The following is a 21,930-nucleotide window of genomic DNA, read 5'->3' on the forward strand; positions in this document are numbered from 1 at the left end:
CACAACTTGATCGCGTCCTACTGTCGAGTCATGGAGTCCGCAGCACCCTCACCGTCCGTCCTGCAGCTCGACCAGCAGGTCTGCTTCCAGCTCTACCGCGGCGAGCGCGCCGTCCTCGGCGCGTACCGGGACCTCCTGACCGACCTGGGCCTCACGTACCCCCAGTACCTCGTCCTCCTCGTGCTGTGGGAGGACGACGGGGTGCGCGTCTCGCACATCGGGGCGCGCCTCTCCCTGGAGTCGGGGACGCTCTCGCCGCTCCTGCGCCGCATGGAGCAGGCGGGGTGGGTGGCCCGCACGCGGGACACCGACGACGAGCGTGTCGTGCGCGTCGCGCTCACACCGGAGGGCGCGACCCTCCGGGAGCGCGCCCTCGGGATCCCCGAGGGCCTCGCCCGACGGGGTGGGCTCGACCTCGAGGAGACGGCGACCCTCGCCCACCTCCTCGGCAAGCTCTGCAACAACCTCTCAGGCGTCGCCGACGCCCCGACAGAAGGAGAACACCATGGACGCCCTGTACACCGCTGAGGCCCTCGCCACCGGCGGCGGCCGCAACGGCCACGTCGTGACCCCGGACTCCCGCATCGACCTGGACCTCGCGGTCCCGCAGGCGATGGGCGGCTCGGGTGCGGGCGCCAACCCGGAGCAGCTGTTCGCGGCCGGCTACGCCGCGTGCTTCCACTCGGCGCTCCAGAGCGCCGCGCGCACCGCGAAGGTGAAGATCGACGGGTCGAGCGTCGGGGCGCAGGTGAGCATCGGCTCCATGGGCGACGGCGCGTTCGGCCTGGCCGTGACGCTGGAGATCGTCATCCCCGACGTCCCGGCCGAGCAGGCCCGTGAGCTCGCCGAGGCGGCGCACCAGATCTGCCCGTACTCGAACGCGACGCGCGGCAACATCGAGGTCACCCTCGAGGTCGTCGAGGACTGACCCCTGAGCGAGGCCCCGCGAGCGCGGGGCGGGCGGGCGTGTCGGTGGCCGCGGGTACGGTGCGGGTGAAAATGCCGTCACCACCTGGGAGAACGCGTCGATGCGCCTGCGCCTGCCGTCCGTCTGGCCGGTCGCGCTCGTCGCGATCCTCGTGACCGGCATCGCCGGCGGGGCCTTCGAGGGCTGGTCGTGGGTCCCGCCCCTGGGCCTCATCCTGGTGGGTCTCGCCGCGGCGTTCGTCCCGGAACCCCGGCGTCGCAGGCGCACGCGCTCCGGACGCCGCGCCCGGGCACGGACCCGGCGGGCGGCACGAGCCGCCCGCCGGTGACCGTCCTCGTCCGCTAGACGAGGTCGCGGACCGCCGCGTACTGCTCCCGGACGACGGGCGTGGGGTCGCCGTCGAGGACGGCGTTCGCCGGTGCGGCCGCCGACCACACGGGCGGCTCCTGCGCCCCGGACAGCACCCACGCCGCCTGCCTCGCGGCACCGTCGGCGACGTACTCGCCCGGCTGGGGCACCTCGACGGGCATGCCCAGCACGAGCGGCGCGATGCGCCGGACCGCCTCCGAGCGCGCTCCTCCGCCGATGAGCAGCAACCGGTCCACCTGTACGCCCTGGGCGCGCAGCGCGTCCAGACCGTCGGCGAGACCGCAGAGCATGCCCTCGACGGCCGCGCGCGCGAGGTGCGCGGGGGTCATCGTCTCGAGCCGCACCCCGTGGAGCGTCCCGGTGGCGTCGGGACGGTTGGGTGTCCGCTCGCCCTCGAGGTAAGGCACGAGCACCAGCCCGTCCGCCCCTGCCGGCGCGGACAGCGCCAGCGCGGACAGCCCCGCGTGGTCGACTCCCAGCATGGCCGCAGCCCCGTCGAGCACCCGGCTCGCGTTGAGCGTGCACGCGAGCGGCAGGAACGCCCCCGTCGCGTCGGAGAACCCGGCGACCAGGCCGGACCCGTCGGCGGACGGGCGGTCCGTGATCGCCGAGACGACGCCGGACGTGCCGATGGAGATGGCGACGTCCCCGGGGACCATGCCGAGGCCCAGGGCCGCGGCGGCGTTGTCCCCGGCACCCGGGCCGAGCGTCAGCCCGTGGAAGGTCCCCACGGCCTCCCCCGGAGCGAGGACGCGCGGCAGCGTGACTCGCTCCGACGCGCCCTCGCCGAGGGCGAGGTCGAGGAGCTCCGGGAGGTACTCGCCGGTGGCGCCGGAGAAGTACCCCGTGCCCGACGCGTCGGACCGGTCGGTGACGAGCGCCGAGAGGTCCTTCGCGGCGCCCACCGTGCCACCGGCACCGGAGATCTGCCACGTGAGCCAGTCGTGCGGCAGCGCGACCGCCGCCACACGGGCCGCGTTCTCCGGCTCGTGGGTGGCGAGCCACCGCAGCTTGGTGACCGTGAGCGACGCGACCGGCACGGAGCCGATCGCGTCGGCCCACGCCTGCGCGCCGTCCGTGCCGCGCGCCTCACCGAGCTCGGCGACGAGGTCGAGCGCGGCCCCGGCGGACCGGGTGTCGTTCCACAGCAGCGCGGGGCGGATCACCTCGCCGTCGGCGTCGAGCACGACCATGCCGTGCTGCTGGCCGCCGACGGACAGCGCGGACACGTCGTCGAGCCCTCCCGCGGCCGTGACCGCCGCACCGAAGGCCTCCCACCATGCGGCAGGGTCCACCTCGGTGCCGGCGGGGTGCGCCGCGGACCCGAAGCGCACGAGCGCCCCGGTCTCCGCGTCGCGGATCACGACCTTGCAGGACTGCGTCGAGGAGTCGACGCCTGCGACGAGACGGCGTGCCACGTCAGCTCCCGACGAGGTGACGCAGCGCGAGCTGGTTGAGGCGCACGAACCCGAAGTCGCGCTCCGCGGCGGCGTCGGCGTCGAAGTCCTCGAAGGACGCCGTGTCCAGGAGGAGCTCGGTGACGGACTCGCCCTCGGCGAGGGTCGGGGTGGCGAGCTCGAAGATCCCGGCGGTACGGAACGCCTCCTGGACCTCGGGGTCGGCACGGTACGCCGCGGCCTTCGCCGCGAGCATGTCGTACATCTCCATGTTCGCCTTGGCGGAGTCCCACACGCCCGCGTCGGTCTCGGTGCGCGACGGCTTGTAGTCGAAGTGGCGCGGGCCCGTGTAGCGGGGGGCGTCGGGGCTGCCCGGGAAGCCGTTCTCGACGAGGTCCACGGTGAAGAACGCCGAGAGCAGGTCGCCGTGACCGAACACGAGGTCCTGGTCGAACTTGATGGACCGCTGACCGTTGAGGTCGATGTGGAAGAGCTTGCCCGACCACAGGGCCTGAGCGAGGCCGTGCGTGTAGTTGAGGCCGGCCATCTGCTCGTGGCCCGTCTCGGGGTTGAGACCCACGATGTCGCCGTGCTCGAGCTCGGCGATGAAGCCGAGGGCGTGCCCGACGGTGGGCAGGAAGATGTCACCGCGCGGCTCGTTGGGCTTGGGCTCCAGGGCGATCTTCACGTCGTAGCCCTTGGCCTTGATGTAGCTCGCGACGAGGTCCACGCCCTCCTTGTAGCGCTCGAGCGCGGCGTGGAGGTCCTTGGCGCCGTCGTACTCGGAGCCCTCGCGCCCGCCCCACATGACGAAGGTCTTGGCGCCGAGCTCGGCCGTGAGGTCGACGTTGCGCAGCACCTTGCGGAGCGCGAAGCGGCGCACGGAACGGTCGTTCGACGTGAGGCCGCCGTCCTTGAAGACGGGGTGGGAGAAGAGGTTGGTGGTGACCATCTCGATGGTCAGGCCGGTCTCCTCCGCGGCGGTGCGCACCTCGCCGAGGAGGCGGTCGCGGGTCGCGGCGTCGGACCCGAAGGGCACCACGTCGTCGTCGTGGAAGGTGAAGCCCCAGGCGCCCAGCTCGGCGAGCTTGCGGACGGCACGGGCGGGGTCGAGCACGGGGCGCGTGGCGGCGCCGAACTGGTCCTGGGCGGCCCAGCCGACGGTCCAGAGGCCGAAGGAGTAGTTGATGCCGGAGGTGGTGGTCACAAGGGTCTCCTCGTCGAGATGCGGTGGTCGCTCGCGCCCGTCGGACGCTCCGGGGTACCGGCGTCGGTGCCGTACCCTCGATTTGTTGTATGGCTGAACTTATCCCTCCGGGCCGGTAGGGTCAACCCATGGCCGCCACCCCTGCCGTCGGGCAGCACTCGCTGCGCGAGCAGAACCTCGCGGTGGTCGCCCGCGCCGTCTTCGAGGCCACCGCACCACCCTCCCGCGCCGACGTCGCCGCCGCGACCGGGCTCGCCCGCGCCACCGTCTCCGCGCTCGTCGACGGCCTCGTCGCCGGTGGGATCGTCGCCGAGCTCCCCCCTGTCGCCGCCCGCCGCGCAGGCCGCCCGGCCGTCCCGCTCACCCCCGCGGAGCACACCGTCGTGGGGGTCGGGCTGGAGGTCGCCGTCGACCGTCTCGAGGCCGTCGCCGTGGACCTCACCGGCACCGTCGTCGCCCAGGTGGCCGCCCCGGGCGACCACCACGACAGCGACCCGGGCACGGTCCTCGCGCTCCTCGCCGACCTCGCCGGCGACCTCGTCGCCGCGTGCCCCGCACCCGACGGCCGCCCGCTGCGCATCGCCGGGGCGCGGCTCGCCCTCCCCGGCCTCGTCGAGCCGCGCACCTCCACCCTGCGCGTCGCCCCCAACCTCGGCTGGGCGGACCTCTCCCCCGTCGACACTCGCCTCGTCTCCGAACGCCTCCGGGGGGCGCCCGTCGCCATCGGCAACGAGGCGAACCTCGCGGCTCTCGCACAGCTGGAGCACCGGCGTCCCCGGCCCGACGCGCCCCGCTCGTTCCTCTACGTCTCCGCCGACGTGGGCATCGGGTCGGCCATCGTCCTCGACGGCGACGTGTTCCTCGGCGGGCGTGGATGGAGCGGCGAGCTCGGGCACGTCGTCGTCGACCCCCGCGGGCCCGCCTGCCAGTGCGGGTCCACCGGGTGCCTGGAGCAGTACGCCGGCAAGGACGCGCTCCTCGACGCCGCGGGCCTGCCCCGCGGCGTCGACGTCGCCGCCGCCCTGGCCGGGGCGCCGACGCCTGCCGCCGCGGACGCCCTGGAGCGCGCGGGCCACGCCCTCGGCAGCGCCCTGGCCGACTTCGTCAACCTCATCGACATCCACACCGTGCTCCTCGGGGGCATGTACGCGCACCTGGCACCCGAGCTCGCACCCGTCATCCTCGCCCAGCTCGACGAGCACGTGCTCTCCGCGCCCTGGACCACGTTCGACGTGCGCCCGGCGCCCGTGGCGTCCGGCGCGGCGCCGCTCGGCGGGGCGCGGAGCGTCGTCCGGTCGGTCGTCGAGGACCCCGCCCCCTGGCTCGCCCCGTCGCCCTGACGAGGGCCTTCAGCGGACCGCGACGTCGGGGCCCATCGTGAAAAATCAACGACCAGAGGAATGTCGCAGGTTTCATTGACCCGGTGCGCACGCACTGCTTGTATGTGATCCGTCAGACATCTCGCTCGAGCACACCGACGACGGCGTCCACGAGCACTCCGGATCACCGACGGGCATTTCCGAGGATCCGCACCTCTGTTGCTCCCCACCATTCTTTGTCATTCCGGCCGCTCCCGCGCGCCCGGAAGTCCACAGCGAGAGGAATCGCCATGCCCATTCCCCGACGGAAGATCCCCGCACAGCTCGCGACCGCGACCCCCACGGAGCTCACCGTGGACGATCTCAAGCGGCAGCTCACCGACATCGGTCTCACCTGCCCCGACTCCGCCGAGGACAAGCTCCAGGAGTACATCACGGAGGTCGAGTCGCAGCTGCAGCGCGGGTCGACCGAGACCCTCGCGATCCTGCGCCCGGCGACGGACCCCACACGCCTGGCAGCGGGCCTCGGGGCGCTCCACGAGGACTGGGAGAAGTCCTCGGAGGGCAACTGGACACCGGACGCCACCGGCTTCGGGTACGGGCCGGACCTCGAGTACATCCAGTTCCCCACGCACTTCGACTGGCTCGCCGCGAACAACCCGAGGTTCGCCGGTGTCGCGAACTCACCCCCGACGTACACGGGGGACTTCGACAGCGTGAGCGCCGTGAAGATGCTTTTCGTCAACGTCGCTCTCGACGCATCCTCGACCTTGGTCAAAGGCCTCGACAAGGCGTCCATGCAATCGGTCCTCAGCAATGCGATCTCCCCGCTCTCGGACGCGAACGCCAAGAATTACGAGCCCGGGCCCGACACCCGGGTGATCTTCCTCGTCGAGAATTACGACCCGTCGACGCAGGAGGCGGACGCCATCGGCGTGCTCACCATCTGGTGGGACCTGAAGATCCACGACTACAAGAAGAAGAGCAAGGACGACCCGAAGCACCGGACGTCCCTCGAGGTACGAGCCCGCTCCGTCCTCTACTCCTCGGTGGAGGAGCTCAAGGCGGACGTCCTCGCGGTCGAGACGCACTTCAAGTCCAACGCCTTCATGATGATCCCGAAGCCCACGACCGAGGTGACGATCTTCGAGAAGCGCCCCCCGGCGACCCGGGACACCTTCGTCCACAGCCTGCCGAAGGTCGCCACGGAGGACTCTCTCCAGGCGATCGTCCTCTTCGCGCCGAACCTGCAGAACGTCGGGTGCATCGACAACACCGCGTCACCGACGACCACCACGTACAGCAAGAGCATCACGAGCGGCTTCACGTTCTCCACGACGCAGACGCTCGGCGCGGAGGCAGCGTTCGAGGCCACCGTGCTCGTCGCGAAGGTCAACTTCAAGGTGACCTTCAGCATCTCCTTCACCGAGCAGTGGTCGGAGGAGACGACCGAGACCTTCAGCTTCTCGGTCCCGCCCGGTGAGAAGGCCTTCACCTACCAGGGATACCTTCTCGCGCAGATCCTCACGTTCGACGCAGCGACCGGCACCTACTCGTACGGCAAGCCCGCACGGTTCGTGACGAACATCCTCACGACGAGCGCAGAGCCGCTCGTCGACCCCACCTGACGGTGGGAGCCGGGTGTCGGCTCTCCAGGAGCCGACACCCGCGCGACCCCGCACGACGTGCCACGTCACCTTCGGTCGGTATCGTCACCCCCATGCACGATGACGACCACGCAGGCGCTGCGCGATGACGCCACCCCCGGACGCACCGGGAACCCTCCTCTCCCCCGGCGAGCCCGTCGACCTCGACAACTGTGCGCGCGAGCCCATCCACGTGCCGGGCCGCATCCAGCCGCGGGGCTGCCTCCTCGCCGTGCGGCTGGACGACTGGGTGGTCGTGCAGTGCTCCGAGAACGTCGAGCAGCACCTCGGCCTCCCCCCGGCCTCGGTCCTCGGCAACCCGCTCTCCGCAGCCCTGGGGGCCGACAACGCCGACGCCCTCGCCCGTCACGTGCGGATCGCGTCGACGCTCCACGACCGCAACCCCCTGGTGCTGACGGTGGGCCCCGAAGACCGCAGGTCCGTCGTCGACGCGATCCTCCACCGCGCCCCCGGGCCCGACTCGATCCTCGTCGTCGAGCTCGAGGCCGTCGACGGCCCGCGACCCCTGACCTTCGCCAACACGTACCAGGCCGTCCGTGACGCGGTCGCCGAGCTGAACACCGCGTCGTCCCTCCAGGCCGTCGTGGACGTCGCCGCCCGACGCGTCCGAGAGCTCACCGGGTTCGACCGCGTGATGATCTACCGCTTCGACGCCGACTACAACGGCGAGGTGATCGCCGAGGCCAAGCAGGCGGACCTCAACTCGTTCCACGGCCTGCACTACCCGGCGTCGGACATCCCCGCGCAGGCGCGGTCGCTGTACGAGAAGAACTGGATCCGGCTCATCGCGGACGTCGGGTACGTCCCGTCGCTCGTGGTGCCCACGGACAACCCCGTGTCCGGCAGCCCCCTGGACCTCACCTTCTCGACGCTGCGCAGCGTCTCCCCCATCCACGTGGAATACCTGCAGAACATGGGCGTCCGGGCGTCCATGTCCATCTCGCTGCTGCGCGAGGGCAAGCTGTGGGGGCTCATCGCGTGCCACCACTACTCCGGCCCCCACGAGCCGCCGTACACCGTGCGCGCGGCGGCCGAGTTCCTCGGGTCGACGCTCTCGCTGCGCCTCGTGGCACAGGTGGAGGAGGACCGGATCGCGGAGTCGCGGCGCGCTGCTCGGCTCCTCGCGGACCTCGTCGCCCGCAGCCGCGACGAGGACCGTCCGCTCACGGAGAGCCTCACGGCGACGCGGAGCCTCCTGGACCTCGTCCGCGCCGACGGGGTCCTCGTCTCCGCCGAGGGCGCGGTCGCGACGGCCGGTGCGGTCCCGGACGAGGAGACGTGCCGTGCGACGGCCCGCTGGGCCGCCGCGCAGGGCGACGAGGTGGTCGTCACCGACGCCCTGCGGCTCGCCGCACCCGACCTCGACGTGTCACCGGAGGCCGCGGGCGTCCTCGCCGCCGTGCTCCCCGGCGACGAGGTCGTCGTCTGGTTCCGTCACGAGGCGTCGCGCGACGTCGACTGGGGCGGCGACCCGCACAACAAGGCGATCGCCCACCGGGAGGGCGACACGGTCCGGCTGAGCCCTCGACGGTCGTTCGACCGCTGGCGCGAGGTGGTCCGTGACCACAGCGCCCCGTGGGACGACGAGGTCGTGGAGGCCGCGACCACGCTCCGCAGCCACCTCGTCGAGGCCCTGTACCTCCGCGGACGACGCGACCTCCGCGCCGCTGAGGCCATGCAGCGCAGCATGCTCCCAGCGTCGCTGCCCACGCTCGACGGCTGGTCGCTGTCCGCCCGCTACCTGCCCGCCGACGGTGGCCGCGTGGGCGGGGACTGGTACGACGCCCTCCTGCTGCCCGACGGTCGTCTCGCGGTCATCGTCGGGGACGTCGCGGGCCACGGTCTCGAGGCGGCGGCCTCCATGGGTCAGCTGCGGAACGCGCTGCGGGCGCTCATCGTCCAGGAGGGGTCTCCGTCCGGTGCGCTCACGGCGCTCGACGCGATCGTCCGGTGGACGCTGCCCGACCAGCACGCCACCGTGCTCGTCGCCGTCGTGGACCTGTCCACCGGTGACGTCGAGTACGCGTCGGCGGGACACCTGTCGCCGCTGCTCCTCGGCCCGGGCGGCACGTCCGCCTGGCCGGACCCTCTCGGATCCCCTCCTCTCGGGGTCGTGAGCGTCCCGACGGCCTCGCGGCACGCCACCATCTCGGCCGGTGGTGGCATCGCGCTCTTCAGCGACGGGCTGGTGGAGCGACGCACGGAGTCGATCGACGTCGGTGTGCAGCGCCTGCAACGTTCGCTCGCCGGGAGAGGCGGTCTCGACGCGGCCATGGGCGCCGCTCAGGAGGTGGACGCGTTCGACGACGCGACGCTGCTCCTCCTGTGCCGGGACGAGTGATCCGTCCCGGAACGTCGAGGGTCACTCGCCGCTGTCGGGCCCGTCCTGGAAGTCGAAGAGCGATGTGAGTCCTGTCACATCGATGATCCAACGGGCCCGCTCGGGCACCGCCACGAGCTGAGGCTTCTCGCCGTCCGGGGAGGCCTTGATGGCGTCGTAGAGGATCCGCAGACCGCTGGAGTCGAGGAAGGTCACGTCGGTCATGTCGATCCGCACGGCCTCCTCGGCGGTGCGCCCAGGGGCCCAGACCTCGCGGAACCGTGCGTGCACGTCGATGTCGATCTCACCGGTGAGGACCCACCTGTGCTCGTGCGCCTCGTCCAGAGCGAACGACCCGCTCGCGGTTCCTACCTCAGTCATGGCCCACCCTCACGCGTCTCGCACCGTCGACTCGTCATCTTCCCAGATGACCGGCCTCCCAGCGACAGCACGACCGTGGCGCGCAGGGACCTCGCGGCGGTGGCATAGTACGAGTTCCTGCCAGACGATCACGAGGAGCGCACCTGTGAGTGAGCTGAAGGCAACCCGTCCTCCGGAGCGCTTCGGCCAGCGGAGCACGTGGGTGCTCGACTCGACCGACGGCCTCGCGCGACTCCGCGGGTCGCTCTACGAGGAGCTCACCGGCACCTCCTGGAGCAAGGGCTCGTCGCTCGACGAGGTCCCCGAGAAGATGGTGCTCGTCGTGAGCGAGCTCGCGACCAACGCCCTGCGCCACGGAAAGCCCCCGACCATCGTCACGCTCATGTCGGACGGCACCGAGTACCTCCTCGACGTGGCCGACCACGACACGGAGTCCATCCCCGCCCTCGCGGCGGCGCGCCTGCCCGGGGAGGGCGGGTTCGGCCTGCTCCTCGCCCAGCGGCTCGCGATCGACGTCGGCTGGTACGTGACCGACCGCACCAAGCACATCTGGGCGCGGTTCCCGGCGAACGAGGCGGTCAACGCCCTCGACAGGAACCCGCTCCACCAGCGCGCCGAGGGCTGAGCCCGCGCCCGACGGTGGGCACGTACCGGGTGAGCCGCTCGCGGCTCACCCGGCCAGCAGCCATCCGACCTCGGACGCGAGGAGCGCCCGGCGCGACGGCGAGTCGTACGACCGCACGTCGTGGCCCAGCGCGTCGTAGACGAGACGCGCTGCCCCACCATCACGTACCCACACGACGGGGTGGTCCACCCCGTCGTGCCGCTGCGTGACGAGGACGCGGACGTCCTGCGACACGCGGAGGAACGAGTAGCGCTCGTCGAAGGCGACGATCCGCGCCCGGTCACCGTCCTGCGCGCCGGCGACCGCCGGGTGCGCTGCGTCGACGACCTCGAAGGTCGCCTCGTCGATGGGCGGGTGCATGGACGCGCCGTCCACCCACCGCCCCCCGAGGACACGCTCCCAGTGCGGGCTGTCCGCGAACGTGTTCGCGGCCTGGTGCAGGGCGAGCACGGGCTGCCCGGCGTCGGCCCAGCGACGAAGGGCCTCGTGGAACGGCACCCACGTCGCGTCGTCGCCGTCGAAACCGGGATCGGACCTGCCCGACGCGCAGTTCACCACGAGGAGGTCGAACGCGTCGACGTCGTCGAGGGCGTCCGGGAACGACCCGCGGACGACCACCTCGCCGACCGCGTCCACCGTGCCCCGGAGGACGTCGGCGACGCGGTGGGAGGTGGCCGCCATGTCGTGCCACGGGTCCTCGTACCGGCCGCGGCCGGACAGGACGAGGACCCGTGCGCTGCGCGTCACCGCTGCCTCAGAACGTGGTGCCGTGGACGGCGAGCGGCTCGATCGCGGCGACCTCGTCGGCCGTGAGCGGGGCCGCGTGCGCGGCGGCGACGTTGTCCTCGAGCTGCGCCACGCTGCTCGCCCCGATGAGCGCCGACGTGACGCGGTCGTCGCGCAGCACCCAGGTGAGGGCGAGCTGGGCGAGGGACTGCCCGCGGCCCTTCGCGATCTCGTCGAGGGCGCGGGCACGGGACAGGTAGTCCTCGTTGATGCGCTCGGGCTTGAGGAAGTGCCCGACGGCGGCGCGCGAGTCCTTGGGGATCTCCCCGGACAGGTAGCGGCCGGTGAGCAGGCCCTGGTGCAGCGGCGAGAAGACGATCATGCCGATGCCCAGGTCGCCGACGGTGTCCAGGAGGGACTCGCCGGTGGCGTCCGGTGCGTCCTCGACGCCGGCGTCGGGGAGCTCGACGTGGCGGTTGAACATCGAGTAGCTCGGCTGGTGGATGAGGAGCGGGGTGCCGAGGTCGGCGAGCACCTGCTGGGCGACGCGCGTCTGGGCGGGCGTGTAGTTGGAGATGCCCGCGTAGAGGGCGCGCCCGCTCGTCACCGCGGTGTGCAGCGCCCCCATGGTCTCCTCGATGGGGACGGACGGGTCCGGCCGGTGCGAGTAGAAGATGTCGACGTACTCGAGGCCCGTGCGCTCGAGCGACTGGTCGAGCGACGCGAGGAGGTACTTGCGGGAGCCGCCGTCGCCGTAGGGCCCGGGCCACATGTCGTAGCCGGCCTTGCTGGAGATCACGAGCTCGTCGCGGTACGGGCGGAGGTCGGCGGCCATGTGGCGGCCGAAGTTCTCCTCGGCCGAACCGTAGGGCGGCCCGTAGTTGTTGGCGAGGTCGAAGTGCGTGATGCCGAGGTCGAACGCACGGCGCAGCACCGCGCGCTGCGTCTCGAAGGGGGTGGTGTCCCCGAAGTTGTGCCAGAGGCCGAGGGACAGGGCGGGGAGGTCGAGGCCGCTGCGGCCGGCCCGCCGGTAGGGCATCCGGGAGTAGCGGTCGTCGTCTGCGCTGTAGTGGGTCACGTCCCGATCATGGCACGACGAGCGCGCCCCGGACAGACCGGTCTCGAATCGATTCGAGACCGGTCTGTCGCACAGTCAGGGCAGGCGGGCGCCCTCGGGGACGTCGATGTCGGCGTAGACGAGGACCCTGGGCTCGCCCGCCTGGCTCGCGTGGTGCAGGACCTCGGCGTTCTCCTCGACGGCCACCGCGACCTTGAAGGCGAGCTTGAGCGACGTGCCGACGGCGAGGAGGCCGTGGTTGGCCCAGACGACGGCGTTCACGTCGTCGCCCAAGAGCTCGGCGCTGCGGCGCCCGAAGTCCGCGTTGGTGGAGAACTCGAAGGGCATGACGGGGACGGGGCCCTTGGCGTAGAGGACCATGTTGAGGAGCACGGGGTCGATGCGCCGGCCCAGCGCGCCGAGGACGTTGACGAAGGTCGACTCGGTGTGGACGATCGCCCGGGCGTCGGGACGGCGACGGTAGTGGGCGAGGTGCACCGGCAGCTCGGTCGAGGGCAGGAGGTCGCCCTCGAGGACCGTGCCGTCCATGGCGACGACCACCATGTCGGCGGGCACCATCTGGTCGTAGCGGACGTCGCTCGGGGTGATGACGATCGCGTCGGGCTCGCCCTCGACCGATGGCAGGCGCACCGAGATGTTGCCCTGGGTGTTGAAGTTCAGCCCCGCGCGCACGGACTCCCGGCAGTAGCCGAGGATCTCCTCGCGGAGGGCGGTCGACGCCCTCGAGCGGACCACGGGCGAGGGGTAGGGCGTCGTGAGAGTCATCGTCATGCTCCTCCTGGCCGTCGGCCACTGTCTTGAATCGTTTCATCAATCGTCGCAACATGCCTCGCGCAGCGCGCGGGACGTTGGTCCCGTGCGTCGGCGCACCCCGCCAGGACGCCGCGCCTCCCTCACGCGTGCACCGGTGCGTAAGGTGGACCCGTCCCCGATGTCCGCAACAGCGCCGATCCGCGAGACAATGGACCCGGACGGAGCGCGCGCTCCGACGTCAGACCCCCGACGAGCAGCCGACGACCGCAGGATGTGCAGTGCCCCAGGCAACCCAGGCAGACCAGGCCGACGACACCGTCGCCAGCGCCCCCACGACCGGTGGCGCCGCGAGCGCGACCGCACCGGACGTCACCGTCGACACCGTGCTCACCGAGGCCTCCCGCCGTCGGTCCTTCGCCGTCATCAGCCACCCGGACGCAGGGAAGTCGACCCTCACCGAGGCCCTCGCCCTCCACGCCAAGGCGATCCGCGAGGCGGGGCGCGCCGACGGCAAGACCGGGAAGCGCACCGTGTCCGACTGGATGGACATGGAGCAGGCGCGAGGGATCTCCATCACCTCCGCGGCCCTCCAGTTCACCTACCGCGACGCCGTCATCAACCTCGTCGACACCCCGGGCCACGCCGACTTCTCCGAGGACACCTACCGCGTGCTCTCGGCCGTCGACGCCGCCGTGATGCTCGTCGACGCCGCCAAGGGCCTCGAGGCCCAGACCATGAAGCTCTTCGCGGTCTGCAAGCACCGCGGCATCCCCCTCATCACCGTCATCAACAAGTGGGACCGCCCCGGCAAGGACGCCCTCGAGCTCATGGACGAGATCCAGGAGCGCACCGGCCTCGTCCCCACGCCCCTCACCTGGCCCGTCGGCATCGGCGGCGACTTCCGTGGGGTCGTCGACCGTCGCGACGGCCGGTACATCCGCTTCACGCGCACCGACGGCGGCAAGACCATCGCTCCCGAGGAGGTCATGACCCCCGAGGAGGCCCTCGAGCGCGAGGGCGACGCGTGGACCACCGCCACCGAGGAGTCCGAGCTCCTCGAGGCGTCCGGCGCCGACCACGACCAGGAGACGTTCCTCGCCGGCCAGACCACCCCGGTGCTCTTCGGGTCCGCCGTCCAGAACTTCGGGGTGCACGCTCTCCTCGACGTCCTCGTCGACGTCGCCCCCTCCCCCGCGCCCCGGCCCACCGTGTCCGGGACCACCCGCCCCGTCGAGGCACCGTTCAGCGCCTTCGTGTTCAAGATGCAGGCCGGGATGGACACCGCGCACCGCGACCGCCTCGCCTTCGCCCGCATCTGCTCGGGTGTCTTCGAGCGCGGCATGGTCGTCACCTCCGCACGGACCGGGCGCCCCTTCGCCACCAAGTACGCCCAGCAGGTCTTCGGTCGCGAGCGCACCATCGTCGACCACGCGTACCCCGGGGACGTCGTCGGCCTGGTGAACGCCGCCAACCTCCGGGTGGGCGACACCCTGTACCTCGACAAGTCCGTCGAGTACCCGCCGCTGCCCACCTTCGCCCCCGAGCACTTCGCCGTCATGCGGGCCAAGGACGTGTCCCGGTACAAGCAGTTCCAGCGGGGTGTGATGCAATTGGGTGCCGAGGGCGTCGTCCAGGTGCTGCGCTCCGACCTGCGCGGCGACCAGGCGCCCGTCCTCGCGGCGGTCGGCCCCATGCAGTTCGAGGTGGCCGAGCACCGCATGGCGACGGAGTTCAACTCGCCGGTCACGCTCGACCGGCTGCAGTACGAGATCGCCCTGCGGACCACACCCGAGTGGATCGACCAGCTCAACGCCCAGCTCGGCGTCGAGGTGCTCCAGCGGGAGGACGGCGAGCACCTCGCCCTGTTCCCCGACCGCTGGCGCGTCACGTCCGTGCGCAACCGGCTCCCCGACGCGGTCCTCGAACCGCTCGTCGCCACCTGACGACGACCCCGGCGCGCAACGCGCCCCACGACTTGTGCAGTACCCGTAAGCCCCGCACGACCCATTGTTCACCGGCCCTCACGGGCCACCAGACGACTGAAGGTCACATGCTCAACTCCACGAAGATGAACCTCAACGCGCCCCCCGCCCTGCCCCGGGGCGGTCTGCGCATCACGCCCCTCGGCGGCCTCGGCGAGATCGGCCGCAACATGACCGTGTTCGAGCACGAGGGCAAGCTCCTCGTCGTCGACTGCGGTGTCCTGTTCCCCGAGGAGCACCAGCCCGGGATCGACGTCATCCTCCCGGACTTCACCTCGATCCGGCACCGCCTCAAGGACATCGTCGCGATCGTCCTCACCCACGGCCACGAGGACCACATCGGTGGTGTCCCGTACCTCCTCAAGGAACGCGCCGACATCCCCGTCATCGGGTCCAAGCTCACGCTCGCGTTCATCACCGCGAAGCTCAAGGAGCACCGCATCCGGCCCAAGACCATCGAGGTGGAGGCCGAGGGGCACCTCAAGCAGGGCCCGTTCGACCTCGAGTTCGTCGCGGTCAACCACTCGATCCCCGATGCCCTCGCCGTCGCGATCCGCACCCGCGCCGGCCTGGCGCTCCACACGGGTGACTTCAAGATGGACCAGTTCCCGCTGGACTCGCGGATCACGGACCTCAACCACTTCGCGCGCCTCGCGCAGGAGGGTGTGGACCTGTTCCTCACCGACTCCACCAACGCCGAGGTCCCCGGCTTCACCATGTCGGAGCAGGACCTCATCCCCGCCATCGACACCGTGTTCCGCACGGCGCCCAAGCGGGTCATCGTGTCGAGCTTCGCGAGCCACGTGCACCGCATCCAGCAGGTCCTCGACTCCGCGCACGAGTCCGGCCGCAAGGTCGCGTTCGTCGGCCGCTCCATGGTCCGCAACATGCAGATCGCGGAGGAGCTCGGCTACCTCAAGGTCCCCCGCGGCCTCGTCGTCGACCTCAAGAAGCTCGAGTCGATGCCCGCCGAGAAGATCTGCCTCGTGTGCACCGGCTCCCAGGGCGAGCCCATGGCCGCCCTGTCGCGGATGGCCAAGAACGAGCACGTCATCAAGGTCGAGGAGGGCGACACCGTCCTCCTCGCGAGCTCCCTCATCCCGGGCAACGAGAACGCCATCTACCGCGTGATCAACTCGCTCACCGACCTGGGCGCGAACATCGTCCACAAGGGCAACGCGAAGGTCCACGTCTCCGGGCACGCCAGCGCCGGCGAGCTCGTGTACTGCTACAACATCGTCAAGCCGCGCAACGTCATCCCCGTGCACGGCGAGGCCCGTCACCTGCGGGCCAACGCGGCGCTGGCCGTGAAGACCGGTGTCCCGGAGAAGAACGTCGTCATCGCGCAGGACGGCGTCGTCATCGACCTCGTCAAGGGCCGCGTGTCCATCTCCGGGAAGGTCCCCGCGGGCTACGTGTACGTCGACGGCCAGACCGTCGGCACGGCCACCGAGGACACCCTCGCGGAGCGTCGTGCGCTCGGCACCAAGGGCATCGTCACGGTCCTCGCGCTCGTCGACCTCGACCTCGGGGTCATGGCCGAGAAGCCGGAGTTCATCACCCGCGGGTTCGTCCACGACGGGCACACCTTCGACGACGCCGTCGTGGAGATCGAGAAGGCCCTGGCCCAGATCCCCAAGAAGGACGTCGGCGACATCGACCGCCTCGAGGCCACCATCTCCAAGGCCGTCGCCCGCTGGCTGCAGCGCAAGTACCGTCGCGAGCCGCTCGTCAACGCGATCGTCGTCGACGCCTGACCGGCACGCACCACCCCGGGCCACGCCCGGCAGCACGGCCCCGAGGCCCGCACGGACACCCGTGCGGGCCTCGCCCGTCCCGCAGGACCACCCGCATCATCCCTTCACTTCCTCGCCGACCGGTCGATAGGTGAGGAACAATGAGCGAACCGACGTGCCTCGACGGCCGAGCCCTCCACCTGGGTCTCGCGGCGACGGCGCTCACCCTCGTGATCGCCCACTCCGTGACCGACGGTGTCATCGCGGCCCTCGTCTTCCTCCTGTCGACCCTGGCCCCCGCCGTGGCCGTCCTGTGGGTGCTGAGGACCCGCACCCCACCCGACCCGCGCCCGTGGTGGTTCGTCGTCGGGTCGCTCGTCGTGCTCAGCGTGAACAACGTCTCCCGGGCGGTCCACGTGGCGGTCGCCGGGGAGGACGCCCCGGAGGCGGGGCTCATGCAGCTCGTCAACCACGTGACCATCCCCGTGGGGTACCTGGGACTGTTCGTCGCGAGCCTCCTCGTCGTGGTGCCCATCGCCCGGGGCGACGGCGGGAAGATCGTCGACGCCGCGATCATGTCCGTCGCCGGCGCCGGACTGCTGTGGACGTTCGTCCTGGGACCGGCGCTCGACGCCCGCGAGTCCCCTCCCTCCGTGCGCGTCTACACGCTGTTCGTCGTGCTGGTCGCGTGCGCCATGACCGGGGCCGTCGGCCGGTCCCTCGTCGCCGCCGTCCACGCCCGCACCACGCTCGCCTACCTCCTCCTCGCCGCGTGCGCGACGCTCCTGGGGAGCGTCGCGACGACCACGTCCGCGAACACCGTGACGGGCGTGGTCCCCGGGTGGGTCGACGCCGCCTGGATCGTCGCGTACCTGTCGGTCGGTGCGGCCGTCGTCCACCCGGCGAGCATGTTCCTCGCGTCGCCCGGCCGTCCGGGCTCGCGGAAGTTCACGCGTCAGCACCTGGCGTTCCTCGGGGTGGCGCTGTCCCTCAACCCGGCTCTCGCCGCCGTGCGCGAGATCGCCGGGTACCCCACGGACGCCCTCATCCTCGCCCTGAGCTCGTTGCTCCTCGTCCCGCTGGTCCTCGTCCGCGTGTCCCAGCTGGCACGCCTGCACGCGCAGGCGCAGGAGGACCTCGTCCACCAGGCGACGCACGACGCCCTCACCGGGCTGCCCAACCGGCGCATCGTCGACACGCACCTCGAGGAGGTGCTGCGGCGTGTGGACGACGGCGAGCTGCCCGGCGCTGTGGTGTGCTTCATCGACCTCAACGACTTCAAGATCGTCAACGACGAGTTCGGTCACCACGTGGGTGACAACCTCCTCGTGGCCGTGACGCGCAGGCTGCGCGACGCGGTGCGGGCGGGCGACTTCATCGCCCGGTTCGGCGGCGACGAGTTCGTCCTCGTCCTCACGGGAAACCCCGAGCACCTCGAGGCGACGACCGTGTCACGCATCCACGCCGCGCTCGAGCCGCCCATCACGGTGGGGCCGCTCACCGCGCGGGCGTCGACGAGCATCGGGGCCGTGACGGTGCGCCCCGGGGCCCACCTCACCGCCGACCAGCTGTTGTCGCTCGCCGACGCCCGCATGTACGTCGACAAGCGGCGGCGGCACAGCGCGACGGGCCAGCCGCTGCGCTGAGCCGCCGCTCTCAGGTGCGGGCGGGGAGCTCCGCGCGGGCGCGCCTGCGCACCGCCTGCTCGGCGGGGTCCGGCACGGGGACGGCGGCGAGGAGCGCCCGCGTGTACTCCTCCTTGGGCGTGCGCAGCACGTCCGCCGTGAGCCCGGTCTCCACGAGACGCCCCGCGCTCATGACCGCGACCCGGTCGGCGACGATGTCGACGACGGCCAGGTCGTGGCTGACGAACAGGCACGCGAAACCCATCTCCGCCTGGAGCGTGCGGAACAGGTCGAGGACCGTGGCCTGCACGGACACGTCGAGCGCGCTGGTGGGCTCGTCGGCGACGAGGAGGTCCGGCCCGAGGACGAGGGCCCTGGCGAGGCTCACGCGCTGGCGCTGACCGCCGGAGAGCTCGTGCGGGTAGCGCGCTGCGAACGACGTGGGCAGCTCGACCGCGTCGAGGAGCTCGAGGACCTTGGCCCGTCGGGACGCCTCGGTGCCCTCGTCGTGGACGATCATGGGTTCCGCGATGCACGCCCCGACGCTCGCCCGGGGGTTGAGCGAGGCGGCCGGGTCCTGGAAGACGAACCCGAAGCGACGCCGCACGTCGCGCAGCTCCTTCGCGGACGTCCGGGCGAGGTCGTCGCCGAACACCTCGACGGTGCCCTTGGTCGCAGGGACGAGGCCGACGGCCACGCGGCCGATGGTCGTCTTGCCGGACCCGGACTCGCCGACGAGGCCGAGCACGGCGCCCGGGGCGATCTCGAGGGAGACGCCGTCGACGGCTCGCACGGCGGGGCTTCCGAGGCGCCCGGGGAACTCGACCACGAGATCGCGGATCGCGAGGGCGGGGACCTGGGCGGGGGTGACGTCGGGAGAGCGTGCCTCCCCCGTGGCGGCCGGGACCTGAACCCCGCGCGTCGTGGCGCTGCCGGCCCCGTGCCCGAGGTGGGGCACGGCGGCGAGGAGGCGACGGGTGTACGGGTGCTGGGGGCTGGCGAAGAGGTCCGCGACGGGAGCCTGCTCGACGACCTCCCCGCGGTACATGACGACCACCCGGTCGGCGAGGTCGGCGACGACGCCCATGTTGTGGGTGATGAGGACGATCGCCGTGCCGAGCCGGTCCCTCAGGTCGCGGAGCAGGTCGAGGATCTGCGCCTGGACGGTGACGTCGAGGGCTGTGGTGGGCTCGTCGGCGATGATCACCTCCGGTTCGCACGCGATGGCGATGGCGATCATGACGCGCTGCTTCTGCCCGCCGGACATCTGGTGGGGGTAGGAGCCGACGCGCTTGGCGGGGTCGGGGATGCCCACGAGGTCGAGGAGCTCGACGGCCCGCGCCCTGGCGGCGCGGCGGCTCATGCGCCGGTGCGCGCGCAGGGCCTCGACGATCTGCCAGCCGACGGTGCGCACGGGGTCGAGCGACGTCGAGGGTTCCTGGAAGATCATGGCGATGCGGCGCCCGCGCAGGGACCGCACGGCCTCGCCGCGCAGCCCGGTGAGCTCCTCGCCGTCGAGCGTCGCGGAGCCGGTGACGGTCGCATACCCGGGCAGCAGCCCGAGGAGCGCCCGGGAGCTCACGGACTTCCCGGACCCGGACTCGCCGACGACGGCGACGATCTCCGCGGCGCCGACGTCGAAGCTGGCCTCGCGGACCGCCTGGACGGCTCCGGCGTCAGCGCGGAAGGAGACGCTCAGGCGGTCGATGCGGAGGACGGGTTCGGTGCTCATGAGCGCTCCTCGTCGGTGGCGTCGCCCGCGGCGACCTCGGCCTCGTCGGCGGTGGTGGTCCCACCGCCGCGGGTGCGCAGCAGGGGGTTGAGGACGTCGTTGAGGCTCTCACCCACGAGGGTGACGCCGGTGACGACGAGCACGATGGCGAGTCCGGGGAACATGCCGGTCCACCAGATGCCGTTGGTGGCGTCGGACAGCGCCTTGTTGAGGTCGTACCCCCACTCGGCGGCGGCCGACGGCTCGATACCGAAGCCGAGGAACCCGAGGCCGGCGAGCGTGAGGATCGCCTCGGACGCGTTGAGGGTGGCGAGGACGGGGATGGTCTGGGACACGTTGGGCAGCACGTGCTTGAACATGATGCGCCGCGGCTTGGCGCCGGTGATGCGGGCGGCGTCCACGTAGGGCTCGTGCTTGACGGACACCGTGGCGTTGCGCACCACCCGGAAGTACTGGGGCACGAAGACCACGGTGATGGAGATGGCCGCCGCGGCGATGCCCCCGGCGGGTGTGGAGCGGCCGCCGGTGATCATGATGGCGACGACGATGGCGAGCAGGAGCGACGGGAACGCGTAGAGGGCATCGGTGACGAGCACGAGGACGCGGTCGAGGCGGCCGCCGACGTACCCGGACACGAGACCGAGCGGGACGCCCACGACGAGCGACAGGGCGACGGCGAGGAGGATCACCATGAGCGCGGTGCGCGCCCCGTAGAGCACGCGGGACAGGACGTCCTGCCCGCCGACGGTGGTCCCGAACCAGTGGGCGGCGGACGGTGCCTGCTGGGTGCCGAAGATCTCGCCGTCGGCGGTGCGGTCGGCGTTGAAGCCGTAGGGCGCGAGCAGGGGCGCGAAGATCGCGACGAGCACGAACAGCGTGATGATCACGAGCCCGGTGATGAGCATGCCGCGCTGGAGCCCGTGGGTGGAGCGCAGGAGCGCCACGCCGGGCACCCCGCGGCGCTTGGGCGAGCGGCCTTCGAGACCTGCGGTCTCTGCGGCGACGATGGCGGTCATCAGTACCTCACCCTCGGGTCGACGAGTGCGTTGATCAGATCGATGAGGAAGCTCGTCACGGCCACGACGACGGCGATGGCGGTGACGATCCCCTGGACGGCGACGAAGTCCCGGGCGAGCAGGTACTGGGACAGGATGTACCCGAGGCCCTGCCACTCGAAGGTGGTCTCCGTGAGGATCGCACCGCCGAGGAGCATGGCGATCTGCATGCCCATGACGGTGACGATCGGGACGAGGGCGTTGCGGAACGCGTGCTTGCGGACCACGGCCCCCTCGGCGACGCCGCGGGCGCGGGCTGCGGTGACGTAGTCGGTGCGCATCGTCTCGAGGAGGTTGATGCGGATGAGGCGGATGAACACGCCGGCGGTGAGGAGCCCGAGGGCGAGGGCGGGGAGCACGGCGTGCTGGAGGACGTCGACGATGTACTCGGGCTCCCCGTAGAGGATCGCGTCGACGATCATGATGTTCGTCTTGGGGCTCACGTTGTTCAGCGCGATGGACACGGCGGGGGCGGCGCGCCCGGAGGCCGGCAGCCACCCGAGGGTCGCGGAGAACAGGAGCTTGAGGAGCAGCCCGATGAAGAACACGGGTGCGGCGTAGACGAGGATCGCGAAGAGGCGGATCGACACGTCGGGCAGCTTGTCGCGGTAGCGGGCGGCGAGGCGCCCGAGGGGCACGCCGACGCCGAAGGCGACGAGGAGCGCCCAGAAGCTCAGCTCGAGGGTCGCGGCACCGTTGGTGACGAGGACCTCGCTGATCTCGCGGCGGTCGGTGAGCGCGGTGCCGAAGTCGCCGCGGAACAGGCCGCCGAGGTACTCGAGGTACTGGGTGAGGATGGGGCGGTCGAACCCGGCCTCGGCGCGCCGGACGTCCAGCTGCTCCGGGGTGAGGCGTCCGCCCTGCGCGGCGGTGATGGGGTCACCGATGACCCGCATGAAGAAGAACACGACCGTCACGAGGATGAGCACGGTCGGGATGATGAGCGCGAGCCGCACGAGGAGGTACCTCACGAGCGGGCTGCGGGGGAGGATCCGGGCTGCCATGGTTTCCGTTCGTCGACGTCGGGCGC

General features: G+C 71.6%; 19 protein-coding genes. 10 read left to right on the plus strand and 9 right to left on the minus strand.

Features of this window, described 5'->3' with window-relative positions:
- Nucleotides 1-30: 30 nt before the first annotated feature.
- The 3 genes from JAV76_RS12850 (at nucleotide 31) to JAV76_RS12860 (ending at nucleotide 1,256) form a co-directional block, all read left to right on the plus strand.
- Nucleotides 31-528 carry a MarR family winged helix-turn-helix transcriptional regulator gene (locus JAV76_RS12850; protein ID WP_198734473.1) on the plus strand — a complete coding sequence of 166 codons (498 nt, stop codon included), beginning with the start codon at nucleotides 31-33 and terminating at the stop codon, nucleotides 526-528.
- Entirely contained in the window at nucleotides 506-928 is a 423-nt protein-coding gene (locus tag JAV76_RS12855; RefSeq protein ID WP_198734474.1) for an organic hydroperoxide resistance protein, read from the plus strand. The genes JAV76_RS12850 and JAV76_RS12855 overlap by 23 nt, the downstream gene beginning before the upstream one ends.
- A gap of 100 nt (nucleotides 929-1,028) precedes the next feature.
- On the plus strand, nucleotides 1,029-1,256 hold the full coding sequence (locus JAV76_RS12860) for a hypothetical protein (RefSeq protein ID WP_198734475.1): 228 nt from the start codon (nucleotides 1,029-1,031) through the stop codon (nucleotides 1,254-1,256).
- 13 nt (nucleotides 1,257-1,269) lie between these two features.
- On the opposite strand, the gene JAV76_RS12865 is transcribed toward JAV76_RS12860, so the two are convergent.
- Entirely contained in the window at nucleotides 1,270-2,715 is a 1,446-nt protein-coding gene (locus tag JAV76_RS12865) for a xylulokinase (protein WP_198734476.1), read from the minus strand.
- 1 nt (nucleotide 2,716) lies between these two features.
- The gene (gene xylA / locus JAV76_RS12870; RefSeq protein ID WP_198734477.1) at nucleotides 2,717-3,901 is read right to left on the minus strand and encodes a xylose isomerase; all 1,185 of its coding nucleotides are present in this window, start codon (nucleotides 3,899-3,901) and stop codon (nucleotides 2,717-2,719) included.
- 128 nt (nucleotides 3,902-4,029) lie between these two features.
- On the opposite strand from xylA, the gene JAV76_RS12875 reads away from it, so the two are divergent.
- The 3 genes from JAV76_RS12875 (at nucleotide 4,030) to JAV76_RS12885 (ending at nucleotide 9,228) form a co-directional block, all read left to right on the plus strand.
- Nucleotides 4,030-5,241, plus strand: coding sequence for an ROK family protein (locus JAV76_RS12875; protein ID WP_198734478.1), 1,212 nt, complete (start codon nucleotides 4,030-4,032; stop codon nucleotides 5,239-5,241).
- Between the two features lie 269 nt (nucleotides 5,242-5,510).
- Nucleotides 5,511-6,848: a hypothetical protein gene (locus tag JAV76_RS12880; RefSeq protein WP_198734479.1), complete on the plus strand. Its 1,338-nt coding sequence runs from the start codon at nucleotides 5,511-5,513 to the stop codon at nucleotides 6,846-6,848.
- Between the two features lie 124 nt (nucleotides 6,849-6,972).
- The gene (locus tag JAV76_RS12885) at nucleotides 6,973-9,228 is read left to right on the plus strand and encodes a SpoIIE family protein phosphatase (RefSeq protein ID WP_198734480.1); all 2,256 of its coding nucleotides are present in this window, start codon (nucleotides 6,973-6,975) and stop codon (nucleotides 9,226-9,228) included.
- Nucleotides 9,229-9,249: 21 nt separating this feature from the next.
- On the opposite strand, the gene JAV76_RS12890 is transcribed toward JAV76_RS12885, so the two are convergent.
- A complete protein-coding gene (locus JAV76_RS12890) occupies nucleotides 9,250-9,588 on the minus strand; it encodes an STAS domain-containing protein (protein ID WP_198734481.1) in 339 nt (112 codons plus the stop codon).
- Nucleotides 9,589-9,733: 145 nt separating this feature from the next.
- Here JAV76_RS12890 and JAV76_RS12895 point away from each other — a divergent pair, with 145 nt between their 5' ends.
- Nucleotides 9,734-10,213, plus strand: coding sequence for an ATP-binding protein (locus tag JAV76_RS12895; RefSeq protein WP_198734482.1), 480 nt, complete (start codon nucleotides 9,734-9,736; stop codon nucleotides 10,211-10,213).
- 45 nt (nucleotides 10,214-10,258) lie between these two features.
- Here the strand turns inward: JAV76_RS12895 and JAV76_RS12900 are convergent, their stop codons facing one another.
- From JAV76_RS12900 to JAV76_RS12910, 3 genes are all read right to left on the minus strand, one after another.
- Entirely contained in the window at nucleotides 10,259-10,960 is a 702-nt protein-coding gene (locus JAV76_RS12900; RefSeq protein WP_198734483.1) for a ThuA domain-containing protein, read from the minus strand.
- 7 nt (nucleotides 10,961-10,967) lie between these two features.
- Nucleotides 10,968-11,978, minus strand: a complete 1,011-nt coding sequence (locus JAV76_RS12905; RefSeq protein ID WP_198734527.1) for an aldo/keto reductase — start codon at nucleotides 11,976-11,978, stop codon at nucleotides 10,968-10,970.
- Nucleotides 11,979-12,092: 114 nt separating this feature from the next.
- Nucleotides 12,093-12,782 (minus strand): class II aldolase/adducin family protein, encoded by a 690-nt coding sequence (locus JAV76_RS12910; RefSeq protein ID WP_198734484.1) that lies wholly within the window; start codon nucleotides 12,780-12,782, stop codon nucleotides 12,093-12,095.
- A gap of 371 nt (nucleotides 12,783-13,153) precedes the next feature.
- On the opposite strand from JAV76_RS12910, the gene JAV76_RS12915 reads away from it, so the two are divergent.
- From JAV76_RS12915 to JAV76_RS12925, 3 genes are all read left to right on the plus strand, one after another.
- Nucleotides 13,154-14,713, plus strand: coding sequence for a peptide chain release factor 3 (locus tag JAV76_RS12915; RefSeq protein WP_198734528.1), 1,560 nt, complete (start codon nucleotides 13,154-13,156; stop codon nucleotides 14,711-14,713).
- A gap of 107 nt (nucleotides 14,714-14,820) precedes the next feature.
- Nucleotides 14,821-16,509: a ribonuclease J gene (locus JAV76_RS12920; protein ID WP_230402284.1), complete on the plus strand. Its 1,689-nt coding sequence runs from the start codon at nucleotides 14,821-14,823 to the stop codon at nucleotides 16,507-16,509.
- A gap of 140 nt (nucleotides 16,510-16,649) precedes the next feature.
- Nucleotides 16,650-18,134, plus strand: a complete 1,485-nt coding sequence (locus JAV76_RS12925) for a GGDEF domain-containing protein (RefSeq protein WP_198734485.1) — start codon at nucleotides 16,650-16,652, stop codon at nucleotides 18,132-18,134.
- A gap of 10 nt (nucleotides 18,135-18,144) precedes the next feature.
- On the opposite strand, the gene JAV76_RS12930 is transcribed toward JAV76_RS12925, so the two are convergent.
- Genes JAV76_RS12930 through JAV76_RS12940 form a run of 3 tightly spaced genes read right to left on the minus strand, consistent with a single transcriptional unit; the run spans nucleotide 18,145 to nucleotide 21,904 of the window.
- Nucleotides 18,145-19,845: a dipeptide ABC transporter ATP-binding protein gene (locus tag JAV76_RS12930; protein ID WP_198734486.1), complete on the minus strand. Its 1,701-nt coding sequence runs from the start codon at nucleotides 19,843-19,845 to the stop codon at nucleotides 18,145-18,147.
- Entirely contained in the window at nucleotides 19,842-20,861 is a 1,020-nt protein-coding gene (locus JAV76_RS12935; RefSeq protein WP_198734487.1) for an ABC transporter permease, read from the minus strand. Before JAV76_RS12935 ends, JAV76_RS12930 begins: the two co-directional genes overlap by 4 nt.
- On the minus strand, nucleotides 20,861-21,904 hold the full coding sequence (locus JAV76_RS12940) for an ABC transporter permease (protein WP_198734488.1): 1,044 nt from the start codon (nucleotides 21,902-21,904) through the stop codon (nucleotides 20,861-20,863). The genes JAV76_RS12935 and JAV76_RS12940 overlap by 1 nt, the downstream gene beginning before the upstream one ends.
- Nucleotides 21,905-21,930: the final 26 nt, after the last annotated feature.

It is taken from the genome of Sanguibacter suaedae (assembly GCF_016342785.1).
GTDB classification, from domain to species: Bacteria; Actinomycetota; Actinomycetes; order Actinomycetales; family Cellulomonadaceae; genus Sanguibacter; species Sanguibacter suaedae.

Excerpts from the sequence above, each read along its gene's own strand:
- JAV76_RS12860 (WP_198734475.1), top strand. The coding sequence starts at position 1,029 with ATGCGCCTGCGCCTGCCGTCCGTCTGGCCGGTCGCGCTCGTCGCGATC.
- JAV76_RS12855 (WP_198734474.1), top strand. The coding sequence starts at position 506 with ATGGACGCCCTGTACACCGCTGAGGCCCTCGCCACCGGCGGCGGCCGC.
- JAV76_RS12880 (WP_198734479.1), top strand. The coding sequence starts at position 5,511 with ATGCCCATTCCCCGACGGAAGATCCCCGCACAGCTCGCGACCGCGACC.
- JAV76_RS12940 (WP_198734488.1), bottom strand. The coding sequence starts at position 21,904 with ATGGCAGCCCGGATCCTCCCCCGCAGCCCGCTCGTGAGGTACCTCCTC.
- JAV76_RS12920 (WP_230402284.1), top strand. The coding sequence starts at position 14,821 with ATGCTCAACTCCACGAAGATGAACCTCAACGCGCCCCCCGCCCTGCCC.
- JAV76_RS12910 (WP_198734484.1), bottom strand. The coding sequence starts at position 12,782 with ATGACTCTCACGACGCCCTACCCCTCGCCCGTGGTCCGCTCGAGGGCG.
- JAV76_RS12885 (WP_198734480.1), top strand. The coding sequence starts at position 6,973 with ATGACGCCACCCCCGGACGCACCGGGAACCCTCCTCTCCCCCGGCGAG.
- JAV76_RS12905 (WP_198734527.1), bottom strand. The coding sequence starts at position 11,978 with ATGCCCTACCGGCGGGCCGGCCGCAGCGGCCTCGACCTCCCCGCCCTG.
- JAV76_RS12890 (WP_198734481.1), bottom strand. The coding sequence starts at position 9,588 with ATGACTGAGGTAGGAACCGCGAGCGGGTCGTTCGCTCTGGACGAGGCG.
- JAV76_RS12875 (WP_198734478.1), top strand. The coding sequence starts at position 4,030 with ATGGCCGCCACCCCTGCCGTCGGGCAGCACTCGCTGCGCGAGCAGAAC.
- JAV76_RS12925 (WP_198734485.1), top strand. The coding sequence starts at position 16,650 with ATGAGCGAACCGACGTGCCTCGACGGCCGAGCCCTCCACCTGGGTCTC.
- JAV76_RS12935 (WP_198734487.1), bottom strand. The coding sequence starts at position 20,861 with ATGACCGCCATCGTCGCCGCAGAGACCGCAGGTCTCGAAGGCCGCTCG.
- JAV76_RS12850 (WP_198734473.1), top strand. The coding sequence starts at position 31 with ATGGAGTCCGCAGCACCCTCACCGTCCGTCCTGCAGCTCGACCAGCAG.
- JAV76_RS12930 (WP_198734486.1), bottom strand. The coding sequence starts at position 19,845 with ATGAGCACCGAACCCGTCCTCCGCATCGACCGCCTGAGCGTCTCCTTC.